General features: G+C 70.4%; 18 protein-coding genes and 1 pseudogene. 14 read left to right on the top strand and 5 right to left on the bottom strand.

The window, feature by feature from the left end:
- Window positions 1–78 precede the first annotated feature (78 nt).
- Window positions 79–291 (top strand): acyl-CoA carboxylase subunit epsilon, encoded by a 213-nt coding sequence (locus T398_RS03775; RefSeq protein WP_496444572.1) that lies wholly within the window; start codon window positions 79–81, stop codon window positions 289–291.
- A gap of 107 nt (window positions 292–398) precedes the next feature.
- Here the strand turns inward: T398_RS03775 and T398_RS03770 are convergent.
- A pseudogene (locus tag T398_RS03770) lies at window positions 399–1,700 on the bottom strand (protein kinase domain-containing protein); the annotation flags it as partial.
- Window positions 1,701–1,972: 272 nt separating this feature from the next.
- Here T398_RS03770 and T398_RS03765 point away from each other — a divergent pair.
- From T398_RS03765 to T398_RS03730, 8 genes are all read left to right on the top strand, one after another.
- Entirely contained in the window at window positions 1,973–2,500 is a 528-nt protein-coding gene (locus tag T398_RS03765; protein ID WP_496444570.1) for a hypothetical protein, read from the top strand.
- A gap of 75 nt (window positions 2,501–2,575) precedes the next feature.
- Window positions 2,576–3,256, top strand: coding sequence for a Maf family protein (locus tag T398_RS03760; RefSeq protein ID WP_496444568.1), 681 nt, complete (start codon window positions 2,576–2,578; stop codon window positions 3,254–3,256).
- Window positions 3,257–3,296: 40 nt separating this feature from the next.
- A complete protein-coding gene (locus T398_RS03755) occupies window positions 3,297–3,950 on the top strand; it encodes an O-methyltransferase (protein ID WP_496444566.1) in 654 nt (217 codons plus the stop codon).
- Window positions 3,951–4,108: 158 nt separating this feature from the next.
- Window positions 4,109–5,860 (top strand): acetyl/propionyl/methylcrotonyl-CoA carboxylase subunit alpha, encoded by a 1,752-nt coding sequence (locus tag T398_RS03750; protein ID WP_496444564.1) that lies wholly within the window; start codon window positions 4,109–4,111, stop codon window positions 5,858–5,860.
- A gap of 187 nt (window positions 5,861–6,047) precedes the next feature.
- Window positions 6,048–7,487 (top strand): GuaB1 family IMP dehydrogenase-related protein, encoded by a 1,440-nt coding sequence (locus T398_RS03745; protein ID WP_496444562.1) that lies wholly within the window; start codon window positions 6,048–6,050, stop codon window positions 7,485–7,487.
- A 522-nt stretch (window positions 7,488–8,009) separates the two neighbouring features.
- Window positions 8,010–8,768 carry an ABC transporter ATP-binding protein gene (locus T398_RS03740; RefSeq protein ID WP_496444560.1) on the top strand — a complete coding sequence of 253 codons (759 nt, stop codon included), beginning with the start codon at window positions 8,010–8,012 and terminating at the stop codon, window positions 8,766–8,768.
- Between the two features lie 53 nt (window positions 8,769–8,821).
- Window positions 8,822–9,985 carry a hypothetical protein gene (locus T398_RS03735; RefSeq protein ID WP_496444558.1) on the top strand — a complete coding sequence of 388 codons (1,164 nt, stop codon included), beginning with the start codon at window positions 8,822–8,824 and terminating at the stop codon, window positions 9,983–9,985.
- Window positions 9,954–10,604 carry a hypothetical protein gene (locus tag T398_RS03730; protein WP_496444556.1) on the top strand — a complete coding sequence of 217 codons (651 nt, stop codon included), beginning with the start codon at window positions 9,954–9,956 and terminating at the stop codon, window positions 10,602–10,604. The genes T398_RS03735 and T398_RS03730 overlap by 32 nt, the downstream gene beginning before the upstream one ends.
- Before the next feature lie 151 nt (window positions 10,605–10,755).
- Here T398_RS03730 and T398_RS03725 read toward each other — a convergent pair whose 3' ends face one another.
- Window positions 10,756–11,187: a flavin reductase gene (locus T398_RS03725; RefSeq protein ID WP_496444934.1), complete on the bottom strand. Its 432-nt coding sequence runs from the start codon at window positions 11,185–11,187 to the stop codon at window positions 10,756–10,758.
- Window positions 11,188–11,862: 675 nt separating this feature from the next.
- On the opposite strand from T398_RS03725, the gene T398_RS03720 reads away from it, so the two are divergent.
- Window positions 11,863–12,675 (top strand): helix-turn-helix domain-containing protein, encoded by an 813-nt coding sequence (locus T398_RS03720; RefSeq protein WP_496444932.1) that lies wholly within the window; start codon window positions 11,863–11,865, stop codon window positions 12,673–12,675.
- The gene (locus T398_RS03715; RefSeq protein WP_029128940.1) at window positions 12,672–12,860 is read left to right on the top strand and encodes a DUF397 domain-containing protein; all 189 of its coding nucleotides are present in this window, start codon (window positions 12,672–12,674) and stop codon (window positions 12,858–12,860) included. The genes T398_RS03720 and T398_RS03715 overlap by 4 nt, the downstream gene beginning before the upstream one ends.
- A 76-nt stretch (window positions 12,861–12,936) precedes the next feature.
- Here the strand turns inward: T398_RS03715 and T398_RS03710 are convergent, their stop codons facing one another.
- Window positions 12,937–14,574, bottom strand: coding sequence for a DHA2 family efflux MFS transporter permease subunit (locus tag T398_RS03710; RefSeq protein WP_496444554.1), 1,638 nt, complete (start codon window positions 14,572–14,574; stop codon window positions 12,937–12,939).
- A 52-nt stretch (window positions 14,575–14,626) separates the two neighbouring features.
- On the opposite strand from T398_RS03710, the gene T398_RS03705 reads away from it, so the two are divergent.
- Window positions 14,627–15,175 (top strand): MarR family winged helix-turn-helix transcriptional regulator, encoded by a 549-nt coding sequence (locus tag T398_RS03705; protein WP_496444552.1) that lies wholly within the window; start codon window positions 14,627–14,629, stop codon window positions 15,173–15,175.
- Here the strand turns inward: T398_RS03705 and T398_RS03700 are convergent.
- Window positions 15,093–15,713: a TetR/AcrR family transcriptional regulator gene (locus T398_RS03700; RefSeq protein ID WP_496444550.1), complete on the bottom strand. Its 621-nt coding sequence runs from the start codon at window positions 15,711–15,713 to the stop codon at window positions 15,093–15,095. The genes T398_RS03705 and T398_RS03700 overlap by 83 nt on opposite strands.
- A gap of 232 nt (window positions 15,714–15,945) precedes the next feature.
- Here T398_RS03700 and T398_RS03695 point away from each other — a divergent pair, with 232 nt between their 5' ends.
- Window positions 15,946–17,679 (top strand): ABC transporter ATP-binding protein, encoded by a 1,734-nt coding sequence (locus tag T398_RS03695; protein WP_496444548.1) that lies wholly within the window; start codon window positions 15,946–15,948, stop codon window positions 17,677–17,679.
- Window positions 17,676–19,694, top strand: a complete 2,019-nt coding sequence (locus T398_RS03690; RefSeq protein WP_496444545.1) for an ABC transporter ATP-binding protein — start codon at window positions 17,676–17,678, stop codon at window positions 19,692–19,694. Before T398_RS03695 ends, T398_RS03690 begins: the two co-directional genes overlap by 4 nt.
- A 108-nt stretch (window positions 19,695–19,802) precedes the next feature.
- Here the strand turns inward: T398_RS03690 and thrS are convergent, their stop codons facing one another.
- Entirely contained in the window at window positions 19,803–21,020 is a 1,218-nt protein-coding gene (gene thrS / locus T398_RS03685) for a threonine--tRNA ligase (RefSeq protein WP_496444542.1), read from the bottom strand.
- Between the last annotated feature and the right edge of the window lie 118 nt (window positions 21,021–21,138).

The following is a 21,138-nucleotide window of genomic DNA, read 5'->3' as shown; positions in this document are numbered from 1 at the left end:
CCCGGCGGCGGCGGCGGCAACTCGGGCGGCACGCCACCGCGCAACGAAGATCCAATACTCCACGCGTACGCTGACGCCATGTCTGCCGAGGAGCCACTGTTCCGTGTCGTTCACGGCACGCCGACCGCTGAGGAGTTGGCCGCCCTGGTGGGCGCGATCGTCGTTCACCCCAGGCCGGCGACAACCCCCGCCCCACCTACGGCTTCCGCCTGGGCACGCGGCGCCCGCCCTGCCAATTCCGGCCTCGCCGCCGGCCCGGACGCCTGGCGCGCCTCCGGCCTGCCCGGCTGACGACGACTGCCGCCCCGCACCGAGTTCTCCGGTCTACACCGAGGATCCCGGTACCGGCGAGCCCACCCCGGTTAACACCCGATCTAGCCGCCCTCAGCCGTCGAAGGTGCCCGAGCCGCGGTGGGCGCGGCGCCGGGTAGGACGGCATCCGGATCTACTCCGTCGTCGTCCGGGGTGCGCCGGGGGTAGGCCGTCACGGCACCGAGCAGCAGCAGGCCCGCCACGGCACCGATCAACGGTCGGGTGGCGAGTAGCCATCCGGATAGCAGCACGGCACCGAGCAGAAGCAGGCCCGCCATGGTAGTGAACAACCACCTGTGGCGGGTGGAGTAGCGCTTCGCACCGGCGCCGGGCACGACTGGCGGGGGCACGGGCGATGCCGGGACACCCGACTCGCCGGCCTTCGCCGCCGGCCCGGCGTCCGCTCGGGCCACCGGCGGGCGGACCGACGCGGCTGGGCCGCTGTTGGCTGGGCCGCTGTTGGCTGGGCCGCTGTTGGCTGGGCCGCTGTTGGCTGGGCCGCTGTTGGCTGGGCCGCTGTTGGCTGGGCGGACCTCGGCCGGACGGGCGTTGGCCGGCATCGCCGTGGCGGCGGCGTCGGCTCGGCGCAGTAACTCCTCCGCCGCCTCGGCGGTGATCCGCTGGGTCGGATCCTTTTGCAGCAGGCCGTTGAGCACCGGGCGCAGCGGGCCGGCGTTCTTCGGCGGCGGCGGCGGCTCGGTGGCCAGCGCCACGAGAGTACCGATCGCCGAAGGGCGGGCGTACGGCGACTTGCCCTCCACCGCCGCGTACAGCGTCGCCCCCAGCGACCAGAGATCCGCCTCCGGCCCGGCGGTACCGTCCCGGGCCCGCTCCGGGGCGAGGTAGGCAGGGGAGCCGAGCACCATGCCGGTGCGGGTGACATTCGGGTCACCCGGCACCGTGGCAATTCCAAAGTCGGTCAACACCACCCGCCCGTCCTCGCCGAGCAACACATTGCCCGGCTTGACGTCCCGGTGCATCACCCCCGCCCGATGCGCCGCCTTCAGCGCACCAAGCACCCCCAGAGCGATCTGCACCCCCTGAGCCGGCGACACCGGCCCCTGCTCGGCCAGCATGCCGTGCAGGGACTTCGACGCCACGTACTCCATCACGATCCACGGATCACCATCGGTGCGCAGCACATCGAAGATGCGAACGACGTTGCCATTGTTGAGGCGAGCGATCGCCCGCGCCTCCCGCAGCGAACGCTCCCGCATCTCGCGGCGCTCCTCATCGGTGAGACCGGGCGGCGGCACCAACTCCTTGATCGCCACAGTCCGGTGCAGCACCTCGTCCTGCGCCTTCCACACCCGACCCATGCCGCCCTGGCCGAGCGGCGACAAAAGCCGGTACCGACCAGCGACAAGTTCCGAGGGTACGTTCGACATCGCCTGAAACGGTACCCGGCGGCGGCGGCGGCAACTCGGGCGGCACGCCACCGCGCAACTAAAATCCACACCGCGGCAGCCCCGAACCGGTGGGGCGGGCTACCGGTTTCCGCGTCCACGATTCGCGTGGACACACGAGCGGGTGACTCCAACTACGAGGTCATCCAACTCAAGGTAGCTAATCCAATATGCACCATTCTAGGGCTGCGACCCCCCTCCCACACCCGCTACCCTCACTCCTGGAAATGGCGCGGTTACAGACAGGAGGGATGATGATCGAGGAGGGTGAGGGCCGTCCAGCGGCCCAGATTCCCAGCCTCAGCGGCCTTGTGGAGATACCCGAGGAGCACCAGGCGAAGCTCCAACAGGAGCGGCCGTACGAGTCGGAGGCGGCAGGCCCGAAGCCGGCTGTTCCCATGCCCCTTTCACCCCCGTCGCCCGGAGCCGCCCCCGAGCCAACGCCGGCCCCATCGAAGAACCAGACCACCCCCACCCCCACGCCCGGCAGCACCGACCCGAGCGCGGGAGCGGGCTGCCCCTCCCCCACCGACGGCCCACCACGCCGCCCCCGCGGCGGAGTGATCGGCGGCGGCGGCGCGGGCACCACACCGACCGGCGGCGCCGGTTCGCGCCCGGGGGGTGGCAGGGGCATCCCCGGCACGTCCACCATCCCGCCCCTCGGAGCCGCACCGGGGTCCTCGGCACCGACGGACCGCCCGGCGGGCCCGACCCACCTCAACTCCGACGAGACGCCGCGCACCGGGGATCCCGACCATCGGGGGGAGTCAGATCAGGGGTGAGTCCGACGCGGTGCTCCCACTGGCCGGCAGCTCAGCCTCCCAAGCGCCGGGGACGGATCGGGTAGCGTCGGTGTCGTGTCTGGATCTCTACCGCTTCGCCTCGTCCTCGCCTCCGCGAGCCCGGCCCGCCGCAAGACCCTCCGGGCAGCGGGGATCGAGCCGGATGTGCTGGTCAGCGGCGTTGACGAGTCCCTCGTTTCCAGCGACCGCGCGGATGAGCTCTGCCTTGAGCTGGCCCGGTTGAAAGCGCAGGCGGTCCTGACCCGGCTGCGCCCCGCCGAAGACCAGCGCACCGTGGTGATCGGGTGCGACTCGGTGCTGGAGTTCGACGGCCAGATCTTCGGCAAGCCCACCGATGGGGCCGACGCCATCGGCCGGTGGGAGCGGATGCGGGGGCGCAGCGGAATCCTGCACAGCGGGCACTGCCTCGTTGACGTGACAGCGTCCCGGCGGGCGGAGGCCGTCGCCGCCACGACCGTGCACTTCGCCGCGGTTAGTGACGACGAGATCGCCACGTACGTCAACACGGGCGAGCCCCTGGCCGTGGCCGGCGCCTTCACGATCGACGGGTTGGGCGGGCCGTTCGTGGAGCGGATCGAGGGCGACCCCGGCACGGTGGTGGGCCTCTCCCTGCCGCTGCTGCGCCGCCTCCTGGCCGAGCTTGGTCTACAGATCACCGACCTGTGGCACCGGGGCACGCCGAGCGCCCCAACGTCCGGCGCCCCGGCTGCCCCGATGCCGAACCCTGGATCCTGACCAGCGACAGTCTCGCCGTCGAGAGCACGAAGGAGCAGCGTTGACCACCAAATCCATCCCGTTGACGTCGGAGTTGCACGCGTACCTGGTCACCCACGGAAGCCCACCGGATCAGGTCATGCTCGACCTGATCGAGGAGACCCGGGCGCACCTGCCGGAGGACGCACAGATGCAGGTGGCGCCGGAGCAGGCCGCCTTCCTGACCTTTCTGACCCGGCTGCTGGGGGTGCGACGAGCGGTCGAGGTCGGCACCTTCACCGGGCTCTCCGCGCTGGCGATCGCCCGCGGGCTGGCCGAGGACGGGCAGCTGAACTGTTTCGACGTCTCGGAGGAGTTCACCGGGATCGCGCGGCGCCACTGGACCCGGGCCGGTGTGGACCACCGGGTGCAGTTGCGGATCGGCCCCGCCGGAGAGACGCTGCGGGAACTACCGACCGACCGCCACCTCGACTTCGCTTTCATCGACGCGGACAAGGTCGGCTACTCGGCATACTGGGCGGAGTTGGTGCCCCGGATGCGGCCCGGCGGAGTGATCGCCGTCGACAACGTCCTCCGCGACGGCCGGGTACTCGCCCCGCAGGACGCCGGTGACCGGGCCATCGCCGCGTTCAACGACGAGGTACTGGCCGACGTACGGGTTGACCCGGTGATGCTGCCGATCGCCGACGGGCTGACCCTGGCCCGGGTGCGCTGACCGGCCCGCAGCGGGACCCGGCGCCCGCCCTGGGCCATCCCGCCCGGGGCGAGGTCGGTGAACGGACAGTGCGGCATCCCACACTGAGCGCTCGTTAGGGAGCTTCGACAGGGCCGTTACACTCCCCGTCAACGAACACCCCGGGAGGAGCCCCCAAGGTGCGCAAGGTACTCATCGCCAACCGCGGCGAGATCGCTGTCCGCGTCATCCGCGCGTGCCGCGATGCCGGTTTGGCCAGCGTCGCCGTCTACGCGGACTCCGACCGCGACGCCCTGCACGCCACCCTGGCCGACGAGGCGTACGCGCTCGGCGGTGACACCGCCGCCGACAGCTATCTGCGCACGGAGAAGTTGATTGAGGTCGCGGCGCGGTCGGATGCCGACGCGGTGCACCCGGGCTACGGTTTCCTCTCCGAGAACGCCGACTTCGCCCAGGCGGTGATCGACGCCGGGCTGACCTGGATCGGGCCGAGCCCACAGGCGATCCGCGACCTGGGCGACAAGGTGACCGCCCGGCACCTCGCGCAACGCGCGGGCGCACCGCTGGTCCCCGGCACCCCGGACCCGGTCGGCAGCGCCGACGAGGTGTTGGCCTTCGCCGCTGACCACGGCCTGCCGGTCGCCATCAAGGCGGCCTTCGGCGGGGGCGGTCGCGGCCTCAAGGTGGCCCGAACCATGGAGGAGATCCCGCACCTGTTCGAGTCGGCCACCCGGGAGGCGGTCGCCGCGTTCGGCCGGGGTGAGTGCTTCGTCGAGCGGTACCTGGACCAGCCTCGGCACGTCGAGGCCCAGGTCCTCGCCGACCAGCACGGCAACGTCATCGTGGTGGGCACTCGGGACTGCTCCCTCCAGCGCCGGCACCAGAAGCTGGTCGAGGAGGCCCCGGCACCGTTCCTCACCGACGCGCAGCGCCAGCAGATCCACGACTCGGCCAAGGCCATCTGCCGGGAGGCCGGCTACCACGGCGCCGGCACCGTGGAGTATCTGGTCGGCGCCGACGGCACCATCTCCTTCCTGGAGGTCAACACCCGACTTCAGGTGGAGCATCCGGTGACCGAGGAGACGGCCGGGGTCGACCTGGTCCGGGAGCAGTTCCGCATCGCGGACGGGGAGCAGCTGCGGTTCACCGCGGACCCGGCGCCCCGCGGGCACTCCATCGAGTTCCGGATCAACGGTGAGGACCCGGGCCGAAGCTTCCTGCCCGCCCCGGGCACGATCACCGCACTGCGCCTACCGACCGGTCCGGGAGTACGGGTCGACACCGGGGTCTCCGCCGGCGATGTGATCGGCGGCAACTTCGACTCGCTCCTCGCCAAGGTGATCGTGACTGGCGAGACGCGTACCGAGGCCCTGGAGCGGGCCCGTCGCGTGCTGGACGAGATGGTGGTCGAGGGCATGGCCACCGCGCTGCCGTTCCACCGGCTGGTGGTCCGGGACGAGGCCTTCACCGCCGAGCCGTTCACGGTGCACACCCGGTGGATCGAGACCGAGTTCGACAACACCGTGCCGCCCTTCACCGCCACCGCCGGCCCCATCGAGGGCCCGGCGGAGCGCGACACCGTGGTGGTGGAGGTGGGCGGCAAGCGGCTGGAGGTCAACCTCCCGGCCGGCTTCGGCGCCGGTACGGCCGCCGCCACGCCCGCGGCGAAGAAGCCGGCCCGTCGGCGCGGCGGGGCGAAGGCCGGGGCCGCGGTCAGCGGCGACATGCTCACCTCCCCCATGCAGGGCACGATCGTGAAGATCGCGGTCGCCGACGGCGACGTCGTGGCCGAGGGCGACCTGGTCGTGGTCTTGGAGGCGATGAAGATGGAGCAGCCGCTGCACGCGCACCAGGCGGGCACGGTCAGCAGCCTCGCCGCCGAAATCGGCGCGGTGATCACCGCTGGTGGCGCGATCTGCACCATCGCGTGAGGGGCGCCGGCCGCCACGGCACACCGGCCCCGGCCCCTTCACCGACCTGATCGCCGCTGTCGGAGAGGCACACCGACGACCCTGCCGCCTTGGCAGCGGCGCTACGGGCACCGCCCGGGTGGACCAGCCGGCGGGATGTTGGCCGACCCGGGGAACGCGACTCGGGGCAGCCAGTCATGATGTCCAGGTGCGGTTCCTTCACGGCGCGGTCCCCGCGCACGACCTGACCTACAACGACGTCTTCATGGCCCCGGCCCGCTCCGAGGTGGCGTCCCGGCTCGACGTCGACCTGTCGACCGGTGACGGCACCGGCACCACCATCCCGTTGGTGGTGTCGAACATGACCGCGGTGGCGGGCCGCCGGATGGCCGAGACCGTGGCCCGGCGGGGCGGCATCGCGGTCATCCCGCAGGACATCCCGATCGAGGTGGTCGCGAACGTCGTCGCCTGGGTCAAGCAGCGGCACCTGGTGTACGACACCCCGATCACCCTGGGTCCGACCGATACCGTCGGCGACGCCATCCACCTGTTGCCGAAGCGGTCCCACGGCGCGGTGGTCGTGGTGGACGAGTCCGGCCGGCCGGTCGGGGTGGTCACCGAGGCGGACACGGTGGGCGTGGACCGGTTCGCGCAGCTACAGCATGTGATGTCGGTGGAGCTGCACACGGTTCCGGCGGACGCCGATCCGCGTACCGGCTTCGATCGGCTCTCGGCCGGCCGGCGGCGGCTGGCACCGGTGGTGGACGAGCAGGGACGGCTGGTCGGCGTACTCACCCGGTCTGGTGCGCTGCGCGCCACGCTGTACCGACCGGCGCTCGACGACCTCGGCCGGCTGCGCATCGCCGCGGCGGTGGGCATCAACGGCGACGTCACCGGCAAGGCGCGCGCCCTGCTGGAGGCCGGGGTGGACACCCTGGTCGTGGACACGGCGCACGGCCACCAGGAACGGATGCTCTCCGCCCTGCGGGCGGTACGCGCGCTCGATCCGGCCGTTCCGGTCGCGGCCGGCAACGTGGTCACCGCCGACGGCGTACGCGATCTCGTTGCGGCGGGTGCGGACATCGTGAAGGTCGGTGTGGGGCCGGGGGCGATGTGCACCACGCGAATGATGACCGGGGTGGGCCGACCCCAGTTCTCGGCGGTCCTGGACTGTGCCGCGGCGGCGCGGGCGGTGGGCCGGCACGTGTGGGCGGACGGCGGGGTCCGGTACCCCCGCGATGTGGCGTTGGCGCTGGCCGCAGGGGCCTCGAACGTCATGATCGGCTCTTGGTTCGCTGGCACCTACGAGTCCCCGGGCGACCTCTACTCCGACGCCGACGGCCGCCGCTACAAGGAGAGCTTCGGCATGGCCTCGGCCCGGGCGGTCAGCGCGCGGACGGCGGAGGACTCCACGTACGACCGCGCCCGGAAGGCGATCTTCGAGGAGGGCATCTCGTCGGCGCGGATGTACCTGGACCCGGACCGGCCGGGCGTGGAGGACCTCGTTGACGAGATCATTTCCGGGGTACGTAGCGCCTTCACCTACGCCGGGGCGCACAACCTCACCGAGTTCCACGAGCGGGCACTGGTCGGGGTGCAGAGCGCGGCCGGCTACACCGAGGGGATGCCGCTCCCGACGAGTTGGTGACCCGCAACGTCGCGTTCCGCGCTGGTGACGCAACTGGGTGACGTCGGGGGAGCCTATTACCGGGTTGGATCAAGAGCAAAGTCGACTGGCGGTACGGGCAACTGTCCTGTCTGGCGGAGTGGGGCGCGCCGACGGTGCGGCCCCGGGTGCTGTCGCTGTGCACCGCGTGCTGACGCCGCGGTACGAACAGGTGCGGGAGCGCGCGCGGCGGGACGCGGTGTTGGTGGACCCCGGCCGGGAGTTTGACCGACGTCCGCAAGCGATGCAACACCGCCCTGAACCGGCCACGGGCGGCGGTCGAGTGTGCCGTCGCACACCTGAAGTCCTCAGAACGGGCTTCCGGCGGCCCCTGGAGGAGCTCCCCGCAGTGCTACGCACCGTAACCAAACTGAAGACCTTCCGGGTCTACGGCCCGTCCTGAAAACCATTCAAATGGATTTTTCGAAGTGGTAGTACGATGTGGAGCCACGCCCAGGGGGTCACGCTCAGGCGTGGCTCCACATTACTAGCGGAGACGATCACGTGGCGAGTTTGGTGGCGAGCAACCTGTGTCAGGGCTACGGCCGGAAGCAGGTGGTGCACGACTTCACTCACGATTTCCGTCCGGGGGTAGTGGGGCTTCTCGGTCCGAACGGTGCGGGTAAGACGACGCTGCTTAACACCTTGGCGTTGTTGAAGGCCCCCACCTCCGGGTCGATCAGTTTGGGTGAGGAGCGGGTAGCTGACGTAAAGTCGGTGCGCCGGCTGCGGCGCAGGGTGGGGTTCCAGCCGCAGAATTTCCCCTACCCTGGCGGGCTCACAGTTACGGACTTTCTCCGCTATGCTGCCTGGCTTCGCGAATTTCCGCGGAACCGGACCGCGGCCGCTGTCGCGACGGCCATCGAGCGACTCGGCCTGCAGGAATATGCGAAGGCCAAGCTGCGTACCCTTTCTGGTGGCACGTTGCAGCGCGTGGGGGTGGCCCAGGCGATTGTGCACGACCCAGAGGTCGTCATCCTTGATGAGCCGACTGTCGGGCTTGATCCGGCGCAGCGTGTCGGTCTGCGTAATCAACTCCGGGAATCGGCGCAGTCACGGCTCGTTTTAGTAAGCACTCATATCGTGGACGATGTGATGCACACCTGCGACTCGGTGCTGGTTTTCCTGCAGGGCCGGGTGGTCTTCAACGGGACGCCGGCAGAGCTGGCCAATGCTGGCGATGCGAGTGCTGGGACTGAAGGTATGAGTGCGATCGAGTCGGGCTATCTGCAGCTCGCCACGAAGGCTGGGGTGTCGGCGTGAGTAGGTTGGGTTATCCCCGCTGGGTCGGTCCGGCGCTGATGGCGGGGGTGTTTGTGCTCGGTGCGCTGCTACTGCTGCCGTCTCGTCGTGTCTGGTTCGGGTCTCCGTTGCTGACCACGGGGACCATTCAGCAGATCACGCCTGTTCTGGCCGCTGTTTGCGCGGGTATCGCCGCGGCAGCGTTTCCTTCCCGTAACCGCCGCCGGACTGCGGCCCTTGATGTGCTCTCGAGTAGACCCGCGTGGCACTTGGTCCTTTTCAGAGCGGCGGCTATAGGTCTCTGGGTGTTGGCTGGCTACCTGTTTCTGGTGGTGGGCGCGGTCGCGGTGTCGGCGGCAGCCGACCCTGGGCACCGGCTCGGCGTGGGCAATGTTGTGCTCGGTGTGGCGGGCATCGTCTTGGCATTGGTGGCTGGCACCGTCGTCGGCTCGCTCTGGCCGAAGCCGATCACTCCGTTGCTCGTGCTCATCGGCGGCCTGGCCCTGATGATGACAGGTTTCGATGCGCCGGACTCGTTCCGTCACCTGTTTCTCTACTACGGCACTGGTCCGCTGTGGGGTGAGCCGAGGGTGGACGTGTTGGTCCTGAAGCTGGTCTGGGTTGCCGCGCTGGTCGCCATGTTCACGCTGGTCGCCGCCGGTTTCGGGTGGGGCGTGACGAGTCCGATGCGCTGGCGTCGGGTCGGCGTGGCGGCTGTCGGCGTCGCAGTGATGGGGGCCGCCGGCATCCCGATCGGGCTGGCGCTGTCCGACCTCGGAGGGGAGCCGATTGCCCGGTTTTCGTCAGCGCAACATCAGGTGTGCGGTGGGCAGCAGCCACGGGTTTGCCTCTGGGATGACCACCGGCGGCATCTGGACGATGTCGTCCGCATGGTCGAGACAGCTAAGCAGGTCAGCGGAGTCGTGCCCGGGGATGTGCGGCAGTACGAGGAGCTCGGCATGAGCGCGCCGGCCGGCAACCCGGACTGGTTCCGAGACGGCAATGGAGTAATTGGCATTGATGCCGGGTTCATGAAAGACGAGACGTTGGTCGAACAACTCGCCGGCCAGTGGCACAGCGCGCAAACTCTACGCTGCGGCACACCAGTGAAGGAATGGTCCACCGCTTACCCGGAGCTGGATGACCTGTACCAAGAATTGTTTACGGCCGCGCTCGCGGGCCCGGTTGACGACCTCGCTGCCTGGCGTGGCCGCCACGCCGCCGCCTCGGCGTGCTGACCGCGCCATGACGACGTCACATATCCGCGATGGCGCACCGCTGCCCCTACTGTGGCTTCGCGTGCACGGACTCGCCGGCTACCTAGCGGCCGGTGCCGTGGTGGCTGCCTGTTACCTGTGGCAGCGGCTCGAATCGGCCGACTGGCCCTTCCCCCTGAGCGACGACGTCACGTTTCTTCCAGCCGTCCTGGCCGTCGGTGCGCTGCTGGGCCTCGGAAGCGGGGTGGGGTTCCTCGAACGACGCCATCCCGGTCTGGTCGGCATCCGAGCCTTCACCGTGGCCACGTACGGCATTCTGGGCGTGATGATCCTGCTCCTGCGGCCGTTCTCTGTGGCCGAGGACCTACCCGGACCGATGCCCGCCATCCGGTCATTCATGATCGCCCTCGGAATAGGTTTGATCGTCCAGGTTTGGGCAGGCACCGCGGTGGCTTGCGGGCTCGTGATCGTTCGGGCACTGGTGGCCGGGCAGTTCCCCCAGAACGGGGACGATGGGGCGAACCTGCTGCTGTGGGATCTCGCGCCACTCGACGCCGTGCCGTACACAGTGGCCGCCGTCGTCCTACTCGGAGTGGGTACTGCCCTCCACGCGACCATCGGAGCACACCGAAACCCGTAGCCGAGTACGACTCTGCTTGTGCAACCCTGGCGCCTACACACGTTTTGAGTGGTTTCGAACGGTGAGGTGTTTGGCGAGGTTGTCGATCATGTCGTGGGTGATCGTGCTTGAGTGGAGGAGCTACGGCCGGCTTCTTCGGTTGAGGCACTTGCTACCGCTTTGGGCCCTCCGTCGCAGGACGGCCTTGCGGTGGCCGTCGTAGGCGGGCCAGCCAGCCGTCGACCCAGTCGAGATGTGGACAACCCTTGTTCACGCACCGGGGGCAGGTCCGTCCTCCCCAGTGGCTACGGATGATCATTTCGATTCCGCGAAACACCAGGTCCAGGTCCAGGTCTCCCGGCTCGAAGGCGCTGGTTGTGGGGTGTTCGGGTTCCGCTCGCCAGCACCAGTGCACAAACCTCTCCCTGAGGTCGGGCCTGGTGCCGTTGAGCCGGGATAGCTGATCAGATGCCTCGGCCAGGAGCTTGCCCTGGTGGGCCAGCAGCGCTGACCTCCGGCCGCGATACTCGGCCAGCAACGCGAGCCGCGCGGGCTGGCAGGGCCAGTCGGCGCCGCAGGCCCGGCACCGCCACAGCGGGCGCATGGGGTCGTGTGCCTTTCTCCTCACGGCCGGCTCCCGCGTGTGTGGTGGTCACGTAGGCAGCGCTTGAGGTCACCACAGCGGGGGCACCAACTGCCCGAACGGCTCTTGGTCACCAGGCCCAGGACCACCCCAACGACGAACCCAACGACGACGGCAATAGCAACGACAACCATCGACGTCTCCTCAGTCTCGCCTGTCGGCGCTCTGGGCAGGCGGCCGGTGCGCGGTCACCAGCGGCCTCCGTTGGCTCGCCACTGCTGGGCCGGGGTGAGCCAGCCGACGCGGCCTACCTGGGGATTGGCGACGGTGGGCTGGGTCATCCACGCCGGCAGATTGACCGGCCTGGCGCGCTGCACCATCACGGGGTACGGGACGTCGTTCCTCGGCTGCGGTGCAATCGCGGGGGGCGGCGAACTCTTCCTCTGCCGGCGGAACCAACGACTGGGGCGCATGTCTCCTCCTGCACGGCCGGGGGATGTGGCGACCTATACGGGGTTGCACATGGGGCGCTACGTCGGGTCCATCGTGCATCATGCACGCACGGTAATGCAATACCCCGATTCAAATCGTGCCGACCTTCGGGGTATCTGGACTCACGTCCGCGTGAGTACGATGCGATGCATGGCCAACTCACGGCGGTACCAACCAGGCAACATGGCGGGTCGACGGCTCGGAATGATGCTCCGGGCGCTTCGAGAGGCGGCCGAGCTAAGCACGGCTCAGGTCGCGGAGCACCTTGCCAGCAGCCAGCCGAAGGTCAGTCGGATCGAGAACGCCGTATCCCCTGTGTCCAAGGGGGATCTGATGCTGATGCTCAACCTGTACGGCGTCACCGACCCGGACGAACAGGATCGGCACTGGCAGCTTGCCCGCGCCGGACGAGAGCGGGGTTGGTGGGAGTCGTACCGGGACGTCATCACCGGCCCCCTCGGGTCCTACATTGGATTCGAGAACGACGCCACGTCCTTGAATGTCTGGTCCTTGGGAGTCTTCCCCGGGCTGCTCCAGACCGAGTCGTACGCTCGGGCGCTGTTCGCCTCAGACCCCGTACGAACGGAGCCCGAGGAGGTGGATCGGCTGGTGGCGGCTCGCATGCAGCGTCAGCAGCGGATCATGGAGGATGGGTTAAACCTGTGGGTCGTCCTGGACGAATCGCTGCTACGGCGCCGAATCGGGCCGGCCGATGTGCTTGCGGAGCAGGTTGAGCGAGTAGCTAATCCCGCGCCAGGGGTGACGGTTCAGGTACTACCGTCGGATATCGGCTGGCATGCTGGGCTAAACGGTTCGTTTACGATCATGGAGTTTGCGGAGTACCCCACGATCGCGTTCCGCGAGGCGCTGACCGGGGACACCCCGGTGGAGAGGGCCCGCGACGTCGGGCGATACACCTTGGCTTTCGATCACCTCCGAGCCTCTGCCCTGAGCCCGGTAGAGTCGCAGAAAGCCGCCGCGTCGGTGGCGCGGGAACTACGGAGGCAACAGCAATGAACCTCGACGGCGCCACGTGGCGCAAATCCACCCGAAGTTCCGGTTCTGGTAACGGGGACTGCGTGGAGGTCGCCGACAACCTTCCCGGCGTCGTCGGCGTCCGGGACAGCAAGGACCCCACCGGACCGGCCCTGGTGTTCGGTCCGGAGGCGTGGCAGGCGTTCGTACAGCACGCCCGGCGCTGACACGCAAGAACCTAAGCCCCCGGTGTTGGCACCGGACGCCACCCGGTGCCGGCGGCCCACCGCGGTCTAGCGGGGTCTAGCGGGCCGGGCTGCCCGCCGATGTCGGCGCCGGCTGTGGCGTCGGCGCCGGGTCTGCTGCCCCGGGGCGGTCCCGGGGCAGTCGGGCGCAGGCGATCAGCCCGATGAGCAGGAAGCCGGCGGCGGTGAAGGCCGCGTACCGGGTGGCGTCGGCGAAGGCGGCCTTCGCCTCCTCGGCGATCGGCGCGGTGCGGGGGTCGGCGGCGAGCCCGGCGATCGCCGCGCCGCCGCTCTCCCGGACCTCGGTCACCACCTGTTCGCGCTGGATGGAATCGAGCTCGGAGCGGTCGGCGAGCCGCGCGCCGAGGAGCCCGCTGAGCCCGGCGAAGAGGACCGTGCCGAGCACGGCGATGCCGAGGGCGGAGCCGACCTGCCGCGCGGTGCTCTGCACCCCGGATCCCTGGCCACTGCGCCGGACCGGCACCTCTCGCAGTGACACCCCGGTGAGCTGGGCGGTGGCCAGACCGACGCCGACGCCGTAGACGAAGAGCAGGCCGAGCGGAGCCCACCAGCGGGTGTCGGGGGCGACCACGAGGCCGAGTCCGGCGATGCCGGCGAGTTCCGCGGCCACGCCGAGTTGCACCACCCGGGTGGTGCCCCACCGCCGGACGAGAAACGCTCCGAGCGCGCTGGACAGGAAGCTCCCGACGGCGAGGGGCAGCAGCGCCAGGCCGGTGTGGAAGGCGCTGTAGCCGAGCACGTTCTGATACCAGAGCGGGAGCGCGAAGAGGAGGCCGAACTCGCCCAGGCTGACGATCGCGGCGGCGGTGACGCCGGTCCGGAAGGAGCGGATCCGAAACAGCGACAGGTCGATCAGCGCCGGCCGCCCGACCCGGTTCCGGCGCACCTGGTGGGTGACCAGAAGGGCGAGGGCGGCCAGGCCGGTCAGCCCGGCGACCGGCACCGGTGAGATCGCGGCGGGCCAGTCCAGGCCGAAGAGAGTGATCGGCTTCGCCAGCCCCCACCAGCCGTACGTGCGCCCCTCGATGAGGGCGAAGACGACGCCGGTCATGCCGAGTACCGACAGCAGCGCCCCGACCAGGTCAACGCCGCGCTCGGCCCGGTCGTCGCGGGATTCGGGGACCAGCGCGAGCGTGGCGACGACGACCAGCACGCCGATCGGCAGGTTGATGCCGAAGGCCCACCGCCAGGAGAGCTCGGTGGTGAGCCAGCCGCCGAGCAGCGGGCCGAGCGCGGCGGCCCCACCGATGGTGGAGCCCCAGACCGCGAAGGCGATCGCCCGCTCTCGGCCGGCGAAGTTCGCGTTCAGCAGCGACAGTGAGGTGGGCAGCATCATCGCGCCGCCGAGCCCTTGAAGCACCCGCGCCCCGATCAGCTCCGCACCGGAGCCGGCGGACGCGGCGAGCAGGCTGGCGACGACGAAGACCAGCACGCCGACGACGAACATCCGCCGGCGGCCGGCCCGGTCAGCGAAGCGGCCGGCGACCAGGAGCAGGGCGGCGAAGACGAGGGTGTACGCCTCCTGGACCCACTGCGCCCCGGCGGAGCTGACGCCGAGGTCGGCGATGATCGCCGGGATGGCGACGTTGACGATCGTCACGTCGACGATGATCGTGGCGACGCCGAGGCTGATGGCGAGCAGCCCCCACCAGCGGCCGCGTCCCTGCTTCGGCATACCCGCTCCGATCGCTAGTTTATCTAGCTACCTGAGCTGCTAGCTTCGTCCCGTGGACAGCGCCGCGTCAACCACCGTCGGCTCGCGTCGCGGGCCGTACAGCGAAGCGCCCTCAACCAGCCGCACCGCCCGGGCGCTGCGCGAGCTGATCCGGGCTGCCAGCGGCACCCCGGGGGCGCTGGCCCGCCGGCTCGGGATCGGGGTCACCGACGCCGCCGCCATCGACCACCTCGCCGCCAGCCCGGACCCGCTCGGCCCGGTGGAGTTGGGCAACCGACTCGGCATCCGGTCCGCCTCGGCCACCGCGCTGGTGGATCGGCTGGTCCGAGCCGGCCACCTGGCGCGCACGCCGCATCCGCAGGATCGCCGCCGGGTGGCGCTGCAGGTCACCGACGAGGGGTACGACGAGGTGTCGGCGGCACTGCGGCCGATGCTGGCCGGCATCGAACAGGCGGTCGACCGGCTCACGCCGGAGCAGGCAGCCGCTACGGCCACCTTCCTCCAGGAGGTGGCCGAGGTTATGCGGGAGTACGTGGCGACCGCGCCGGCGGAGCCGCCCGACCTCGCGCGTCAACGCGGGATCCGAACAGCCGACGGATGACGACCCGAGCGGCCTCGCGCGGATCATCCCCCGCCTCGTCCGGCAGGGCGCCCGCATTCCACAGGGTGGCGAAGCCATGCACGATGGACCAGGCGGCGAGCGCGTCCCCGGCAGCACCGCCCACCGCGCCCGGCCCCGGCGGCAGGTCAACCACCGCCGAGCGCAGGACCGCACGCGATCGTCCTCGGGCCGCCACCACCTCCGGCGCGTCGGCGCGGTAGAGGTCGGGGCGGTACATCACCTCGAAGTGCGCCCGACGCCGGACGGCGAAGTCCACGTAGGCCACCCCCATCTCGAGCAGACCGTCACCGGCCGGCAGGGCCGCGGCGAGCAGGTCGAAGCCCTCGACCGCGAGCGCGGTGAGCAGCCCCGGTTTGTCGCCGAAGTGATGGGCGGGCGCCGCATGCGACACGCCGGCTCGGCGGGCGAGGTCCCGCAGGCTCAGGGCGGCGGGCCCGGACTCCTCGATCGCCACCGCGGCGGCGGCGAGCAGGGTCCGCCGAAGATCGCCGTGATGGTAGCCACGTACGCCGGTCATCCCGAAAGCATATCTTGCCATTGACAAGATGCCGAGATGGAGGAGAGTCTTGCCACCGACAAGATCTACGGGGAGTCTTTCGTCGCCACCGCTGTCGCCATTTCGGTTGGCACCTGACGATCCGGCCACTAACCTGCCCGGGTGAACGTAACCCCCCGCCCGGACGCGCCGCTCGGGCGCTGGTCACTCTGACCGCCCGGGCCGACCGAGGCGAGCCCAACGGAGAGCCGGCGTGCTGATCCAACTACTCCGCACCTACCTACGCCCCTACCACCGCCCGCTGGCGGCCGTGATCGCCCTCCAGTTCGTCGGCACCATCGCCTCGCTGTACCTGCCGAGCCTCAACGCCGACATCATCGACCTCGGGGTGGCCCGCGGCGACACCGGCTTCATCCTGCGCACCGGGGGCTGGATGCTCGTCGTCAGCCTGGTCCAGATCGTCTGCTCGATCGCCGCCGTCTACCTCGGCGCCCGCACCGCGATGGCGTACGGCCGGGATGTCCGGTCGGCGCTCTTCGCCCACGTCAACACCTTCTCCGCGCGCGAGGTCGCCCACTTCGGCGCACCATCATTGATCACTCGCAACACCAACGACGTGCAACAGGTGCAGATGTTGGTGCTGATGAGCTGCACGATGCTGGTCGCCGCGCCGATCATGAGCGTCGGCGGGGTGGTGATGGCGCTCCGCGAGGACCTCGGGCTCTCCTGGCTGCTGCTGGTCTGCGTCCCCGTCCTGGCCCTCGGCCTGGGCCAGGTGATTCGACGGATGGTGCCCGGATTCCGGCTCATGCAGACCCGGATCGACACGGTCAACCGGGTCCTCCGCGAGCAGATCAGTGGCATCCGCGTGGTCCGGGCGTTCGTCCGGGAGCCGGACGAGACCCGGCGCTTCGCCGCCGCCAACACCGACCTGACCGCGACCGCCCTACAGACCGGCCGACTGGCGGCACTGATCTTCCCGATCGTGATGCTGGTCCTCAACGTCTCCAGCGTCGCGGTGCTCTGGTTCGGCGCCGGACGGGTCGACGCCGGCGCCATCGAGGTCGGCTCCCTCACCGCCTTCCTCCAGTACCTGATGCAGATCCTGATGGCGGTCATGATGGCCACCTTCATGCTGATGATGGTGCCGAGGGCGGCGGTCTGCGCCGAGCGGGTCGGCGAGGTGCTGGCGACCGAGACCTCGGTCACGCCCCCGCCGGAGCCGGTCACCGCACCGCCAGGCCGAGCCGAGGTGGAGCTGCGCCGGGTGCGGTTCCAGTACCCGGGCGCGGCCGAACCGGTGCTGCGGGACGTGTCGTTCCGGGCGACCCCGGGCACGACCACCGCGATCATCGGCAGCACCGGCGCCGGCAAGAGCACCCTGCTCGCCCTGATCCCACGACTGATCGACGTTACCTCCGGTGCGGTGCTGGTGGACGGGGTCAACGTCCGGGAGCTCGCACCGGAGGCGCTGTGGCAGCGGATCGGCCTGGTGCCACAGCGCCCGTACCTGTTCACCGGCACGATCGCCAGCAACCTGCGACACGGCAACCCGGACGCGACCGAGGCGCAGCTGTGGGCGGCGCTGGAGGTGGCGCAGGCACGCGACTTCGTCGCGGCGATGCCGGACGGGCTGGACGCACCCGTAGCGCAGGGGGGTACCAACCTCTCCGGCGGGCAACGGCAGCGGCTGGCCATCGCCCGGGCGCTGGTGCGCCGACCGGAGATCTACCTCTTCGACGACTCCTTCTCCGCCCTTGACCTCGGCACCGACGCGCGGCTGCGGGCGGCGCTGCGCCCGGTCACCGCCGACGCGGCGGTGGTGGTCGTGGCGCAGCGGGTCGCCACCGTGGCAGACGCCGACCGGATCGTGGTGCTGGAGGACGGGGGCGTCGTGGGGATCGGCCGGCACGCCGAGTTACTGACGACCTGCCCCACGTACGCGGAGATCGTCGCATCACAGCAGAGCACGGGAGTGACGGCATGAGCGCTCCAGCCGTACCGAAGAAGAACCCTCCCGGTGAGGAGCCCACCCCCCAGCGGCTACCAGCCGGCGGCCAACGCGGCAGCGGACCGTCGTGGCCGGGGCCCGGTATGCCCGCCGAACGGTCGATGTCCTTCGGGCCGTCGGCTCGGCGCCTCCTCGGCCGGCTACGCCCGCACCGCCTCCCCCTGATCGGGGTGATCGCCCTGACGGTGCTCGGTGTCGGCCTGAACGTGGTCGGCCCGAGAGTGCTCGGCCACGCCACCGACCTGATCTTCGCCGGGGTGCTGGGGAGACAGCTCGAACCCGGCACGACGACGGAAGCCGCCGCCGCGGCGGCCCGCGCGGCGGGCAACGACAGCTTCGCCGACATCATCACCCGGATGGGCGTGGTTCCCGGCGCCGGGATCGACTCGGCCGCGTTGGCCCGGGTGCTGCTGCTGGCGCTCGCCCTCTACGTCGCGGCGTCCCTGCTCATCTGGGGGCAGGGTTGGCTGCTCACCGGGATCGTGCAGCGGACGGTGCACCGGCTACGAGAAGACGTGGCGGCCAAGCTGAACCGGCTGCCCCTGCCCTACTTCGACCGACAGCCCCGCGGCGAACTGCTCAGCCGGGTCACCAACGACATCGACAACATCTCGGTCAGCCTGCAGCAGACCCTGAGCCAGCTGCTCACTGCGCTGCTCACCGTGGTCGGGGTGCTCGCCATGATGTTCTGGATCTCGCCGCTGTTGGCCCTGATCGCACTGGTGGCGGTGCCCCTGTCGGTTCTCGTCACCCAGCAGATCGCCAAACGGTCCCAGCCGCGGTTCGTCGCCCAGTGGACGCACACCGCTGAGCTCAACGGTCAGATCGAGGAGGCCTTCACCGGCCACGAGTTGGTCAAGGTCTTCGGCCGGCAGCGGGCCGTGCAAGCCTCCTTCACGGCCAAGAACGAGGAGCTGTTCCAGGCCAGCTTCGGGGCGCAGTTCATCTCCGGAATCATCATGCCGGCGATGATGTTCATCGGAAACCTGAGCTACGTGGCGATCGCCGTGGTCGGCGGGCTCCGGGTCGCCTCGGGCACGATGACCCTCGGCGACGTGCAGGCATTCATCCAGTACTCCCGCCAGTTCACCCAGCCGCTCACCCAGCTCGCCGCGATGATGAACCTGCTCCAGTCCGGGGTCGCCTCCGCCGAGCGGGTCTTCGCGGTGCTCGACGCCGAGGAGCAGACTCCGGAACCGGCCGCCCCGGCCCAACTGACCGCACCCCGCGGACGGGTCGCGTTCGAGCACGTCTGCTTCCGGTACACGCCCGACAAGCCGTTGATCGAGGACCTGTCGCTGACCGCCGAACCCGGCCAGACGGTGGCGATCGTCGGGCCGACCGGGGCCGGCAAGACCACGCTGGTCAACCTGGTGCTGCGCTTCTACGAGCTGAACGCCGGTCGGATCACCCTCGACGGCGTGGACATCACCGGGCTACGCCGGGACGACCTGCGCGGTCGCATCGGCATGGTGCTCCAGGACACCTGGCTGTTCACCGGCACCATCCGGGAGAACATCGCCTACGGCCGACCCGACGCCACCGAGGAGGAGATCCTGGCGGCGGCCCGGGCGACCTTCGTGGACCGCTTCGTACGCAGCCTGCCCGACGGCTACGACACCGTGATCGACGAGGAGGGAAGCAACATCAGCGCTGGCGAGCGGCAGCTCATCACCATCGCCCGCGCCTTCCTCGCCGAGCCGTCGCTGCTGATCCTCGACGAGGCCACCAGCTCCGTGGACACCCGGACCGAGGTGCTGCTCCAACGGGCGATGGCGGCACTGCGCTCCGACCGCACCAGCTTCGTGATCGCACACCGGCTCTCCACCATCCGCGACGCCGACCTGATCCTGATGATGGTGGACGGGCGCATCGTCGAACAGGGCACCCACGACGAGTTGCTGGCGGCCGACGGCCCGTACGCCGGCCTGCATCGGTCCCAGTTCACCCAGGGCCGGCCGACCGAATCCGAGCCGATCTCGGCTCCGTAGCCGGCGGAGGGGCACCGGGGACCACGGAAGAACGCCTACCGCACGGAAGGCGAGTCGACCGCCGGCAACCCGGATCACCCGGGTTTCCGGCGGTTCTCGGCGTGCCGCTCAGCCCGGTGGGAGCAGCTCCGGCGAGCGGGTCGCGACGACCCGGGTAACCAGGGCGAGGGCCTCGGCGGTGGGCAGCGGGGCCAGGTGTTGGCCGTCCCGCAGCCGCAGCGACACCCGTCCGGCGGCGGCCTCCCGCGGGCCGACCACCGCGGCGTACGGGACCCGGGCCTGCGCCGCGTCGCGGATCCGTCCGCCCAGCGAGCCGCCCCGGTCCACCTCGGCCCGCAGGCCGGCGGCGCGCGCCGCGGCGACGAACTCGTCAGCCGCGCCGTCCTGCTCGGCCGCGACCGGCAGGACCACCAGCTGAACCGGCGCGTACCAGACGGGGAAAGCCCCCTCGTGCACCTCGATCAGGTAGCTGAACAGCCGCTCCATGCTCCCGACGAGGCTGCGGTGCACCAGCACCGGCCGGCGCCGGGCACCACCGGCGTCGACGTACGACAGGTCGAACCGCTCCGGCTTGTCGAAGTCGAGTTGGATGGTGGAGAGAGTCCACTCCCGACCGGCGGCGTCCGCCACCTGGATATCGATCTTGGGTCCGTAGAAGGCCGCCTCACCCATGCCCTCGGTGTACTCCACCTCGTGCAGTGCGGCACGCAGCAACTCCTCGGCCCGCGCCCAGTCGGCCTCGTCGCCAACGTAGCGCCGACCCGGTCCCCGAAGCGACAGGCGGAAACCCGCCGGCCGTACGCCGAGGGCGGCGTGTGCCGCGCGGATCAGCCGGAGGATCTCCGCCACCTCCGCCCCGACCTGCTCCAGGGTGCAGAAGTTGTGGGCGTCGTTGAGCGAGATCGCCCGCACCCGGGCCAGCCCGCCCAGCACACCGGAGCGCTCGGCCCGGTACATCCCGCCCAGCTCGGCGATCCGCAGCGGCAGGTCCCGCCAGGATCGTCCCCGGCACCGGTAGACCAACGCGTGGTGTGGGCAGAGCGCCGGGCGGAGCAGGAGCTCGTCGTCGGCCGACAGCCGCATCGGTGGGAACATCTCCTCGGCGAAGTGGCCAAGGTGCCCGGAGCGTTCGAAGAGTTCCCGCCGACCGAGGGGCGGGGTGACGACGTGCTGGTAGCCGGCCTGGCGTTCGAGATCCCGAAGGTACTCCTCGACGGCGTGCCGGGCCGCCGCCCCGGCCGGCAGCCAGAGCGGCAGCCCCGCGCCGGCGAGCGGGTCGGAGGTGAACAGGCCCAGCTCGCGGCCGAGCCTACGGTGGTCGATCATGTCGCGCTCCTGGTTCGGGTACGGCGCTCGGAGCGATCGGTACCGGGAACGCAACCGAGGCCCCGGGGCGCTCGCCCCGGGGCCTCGTTGACAGTGAAAGTCAGCGCGGTATGCCGGG

The organism is Salinispora goodfellowii (assembly GCF_059570675.1).
This window is presented reverse-complemented; position numbering and strand designations above follow the sequence as displayed.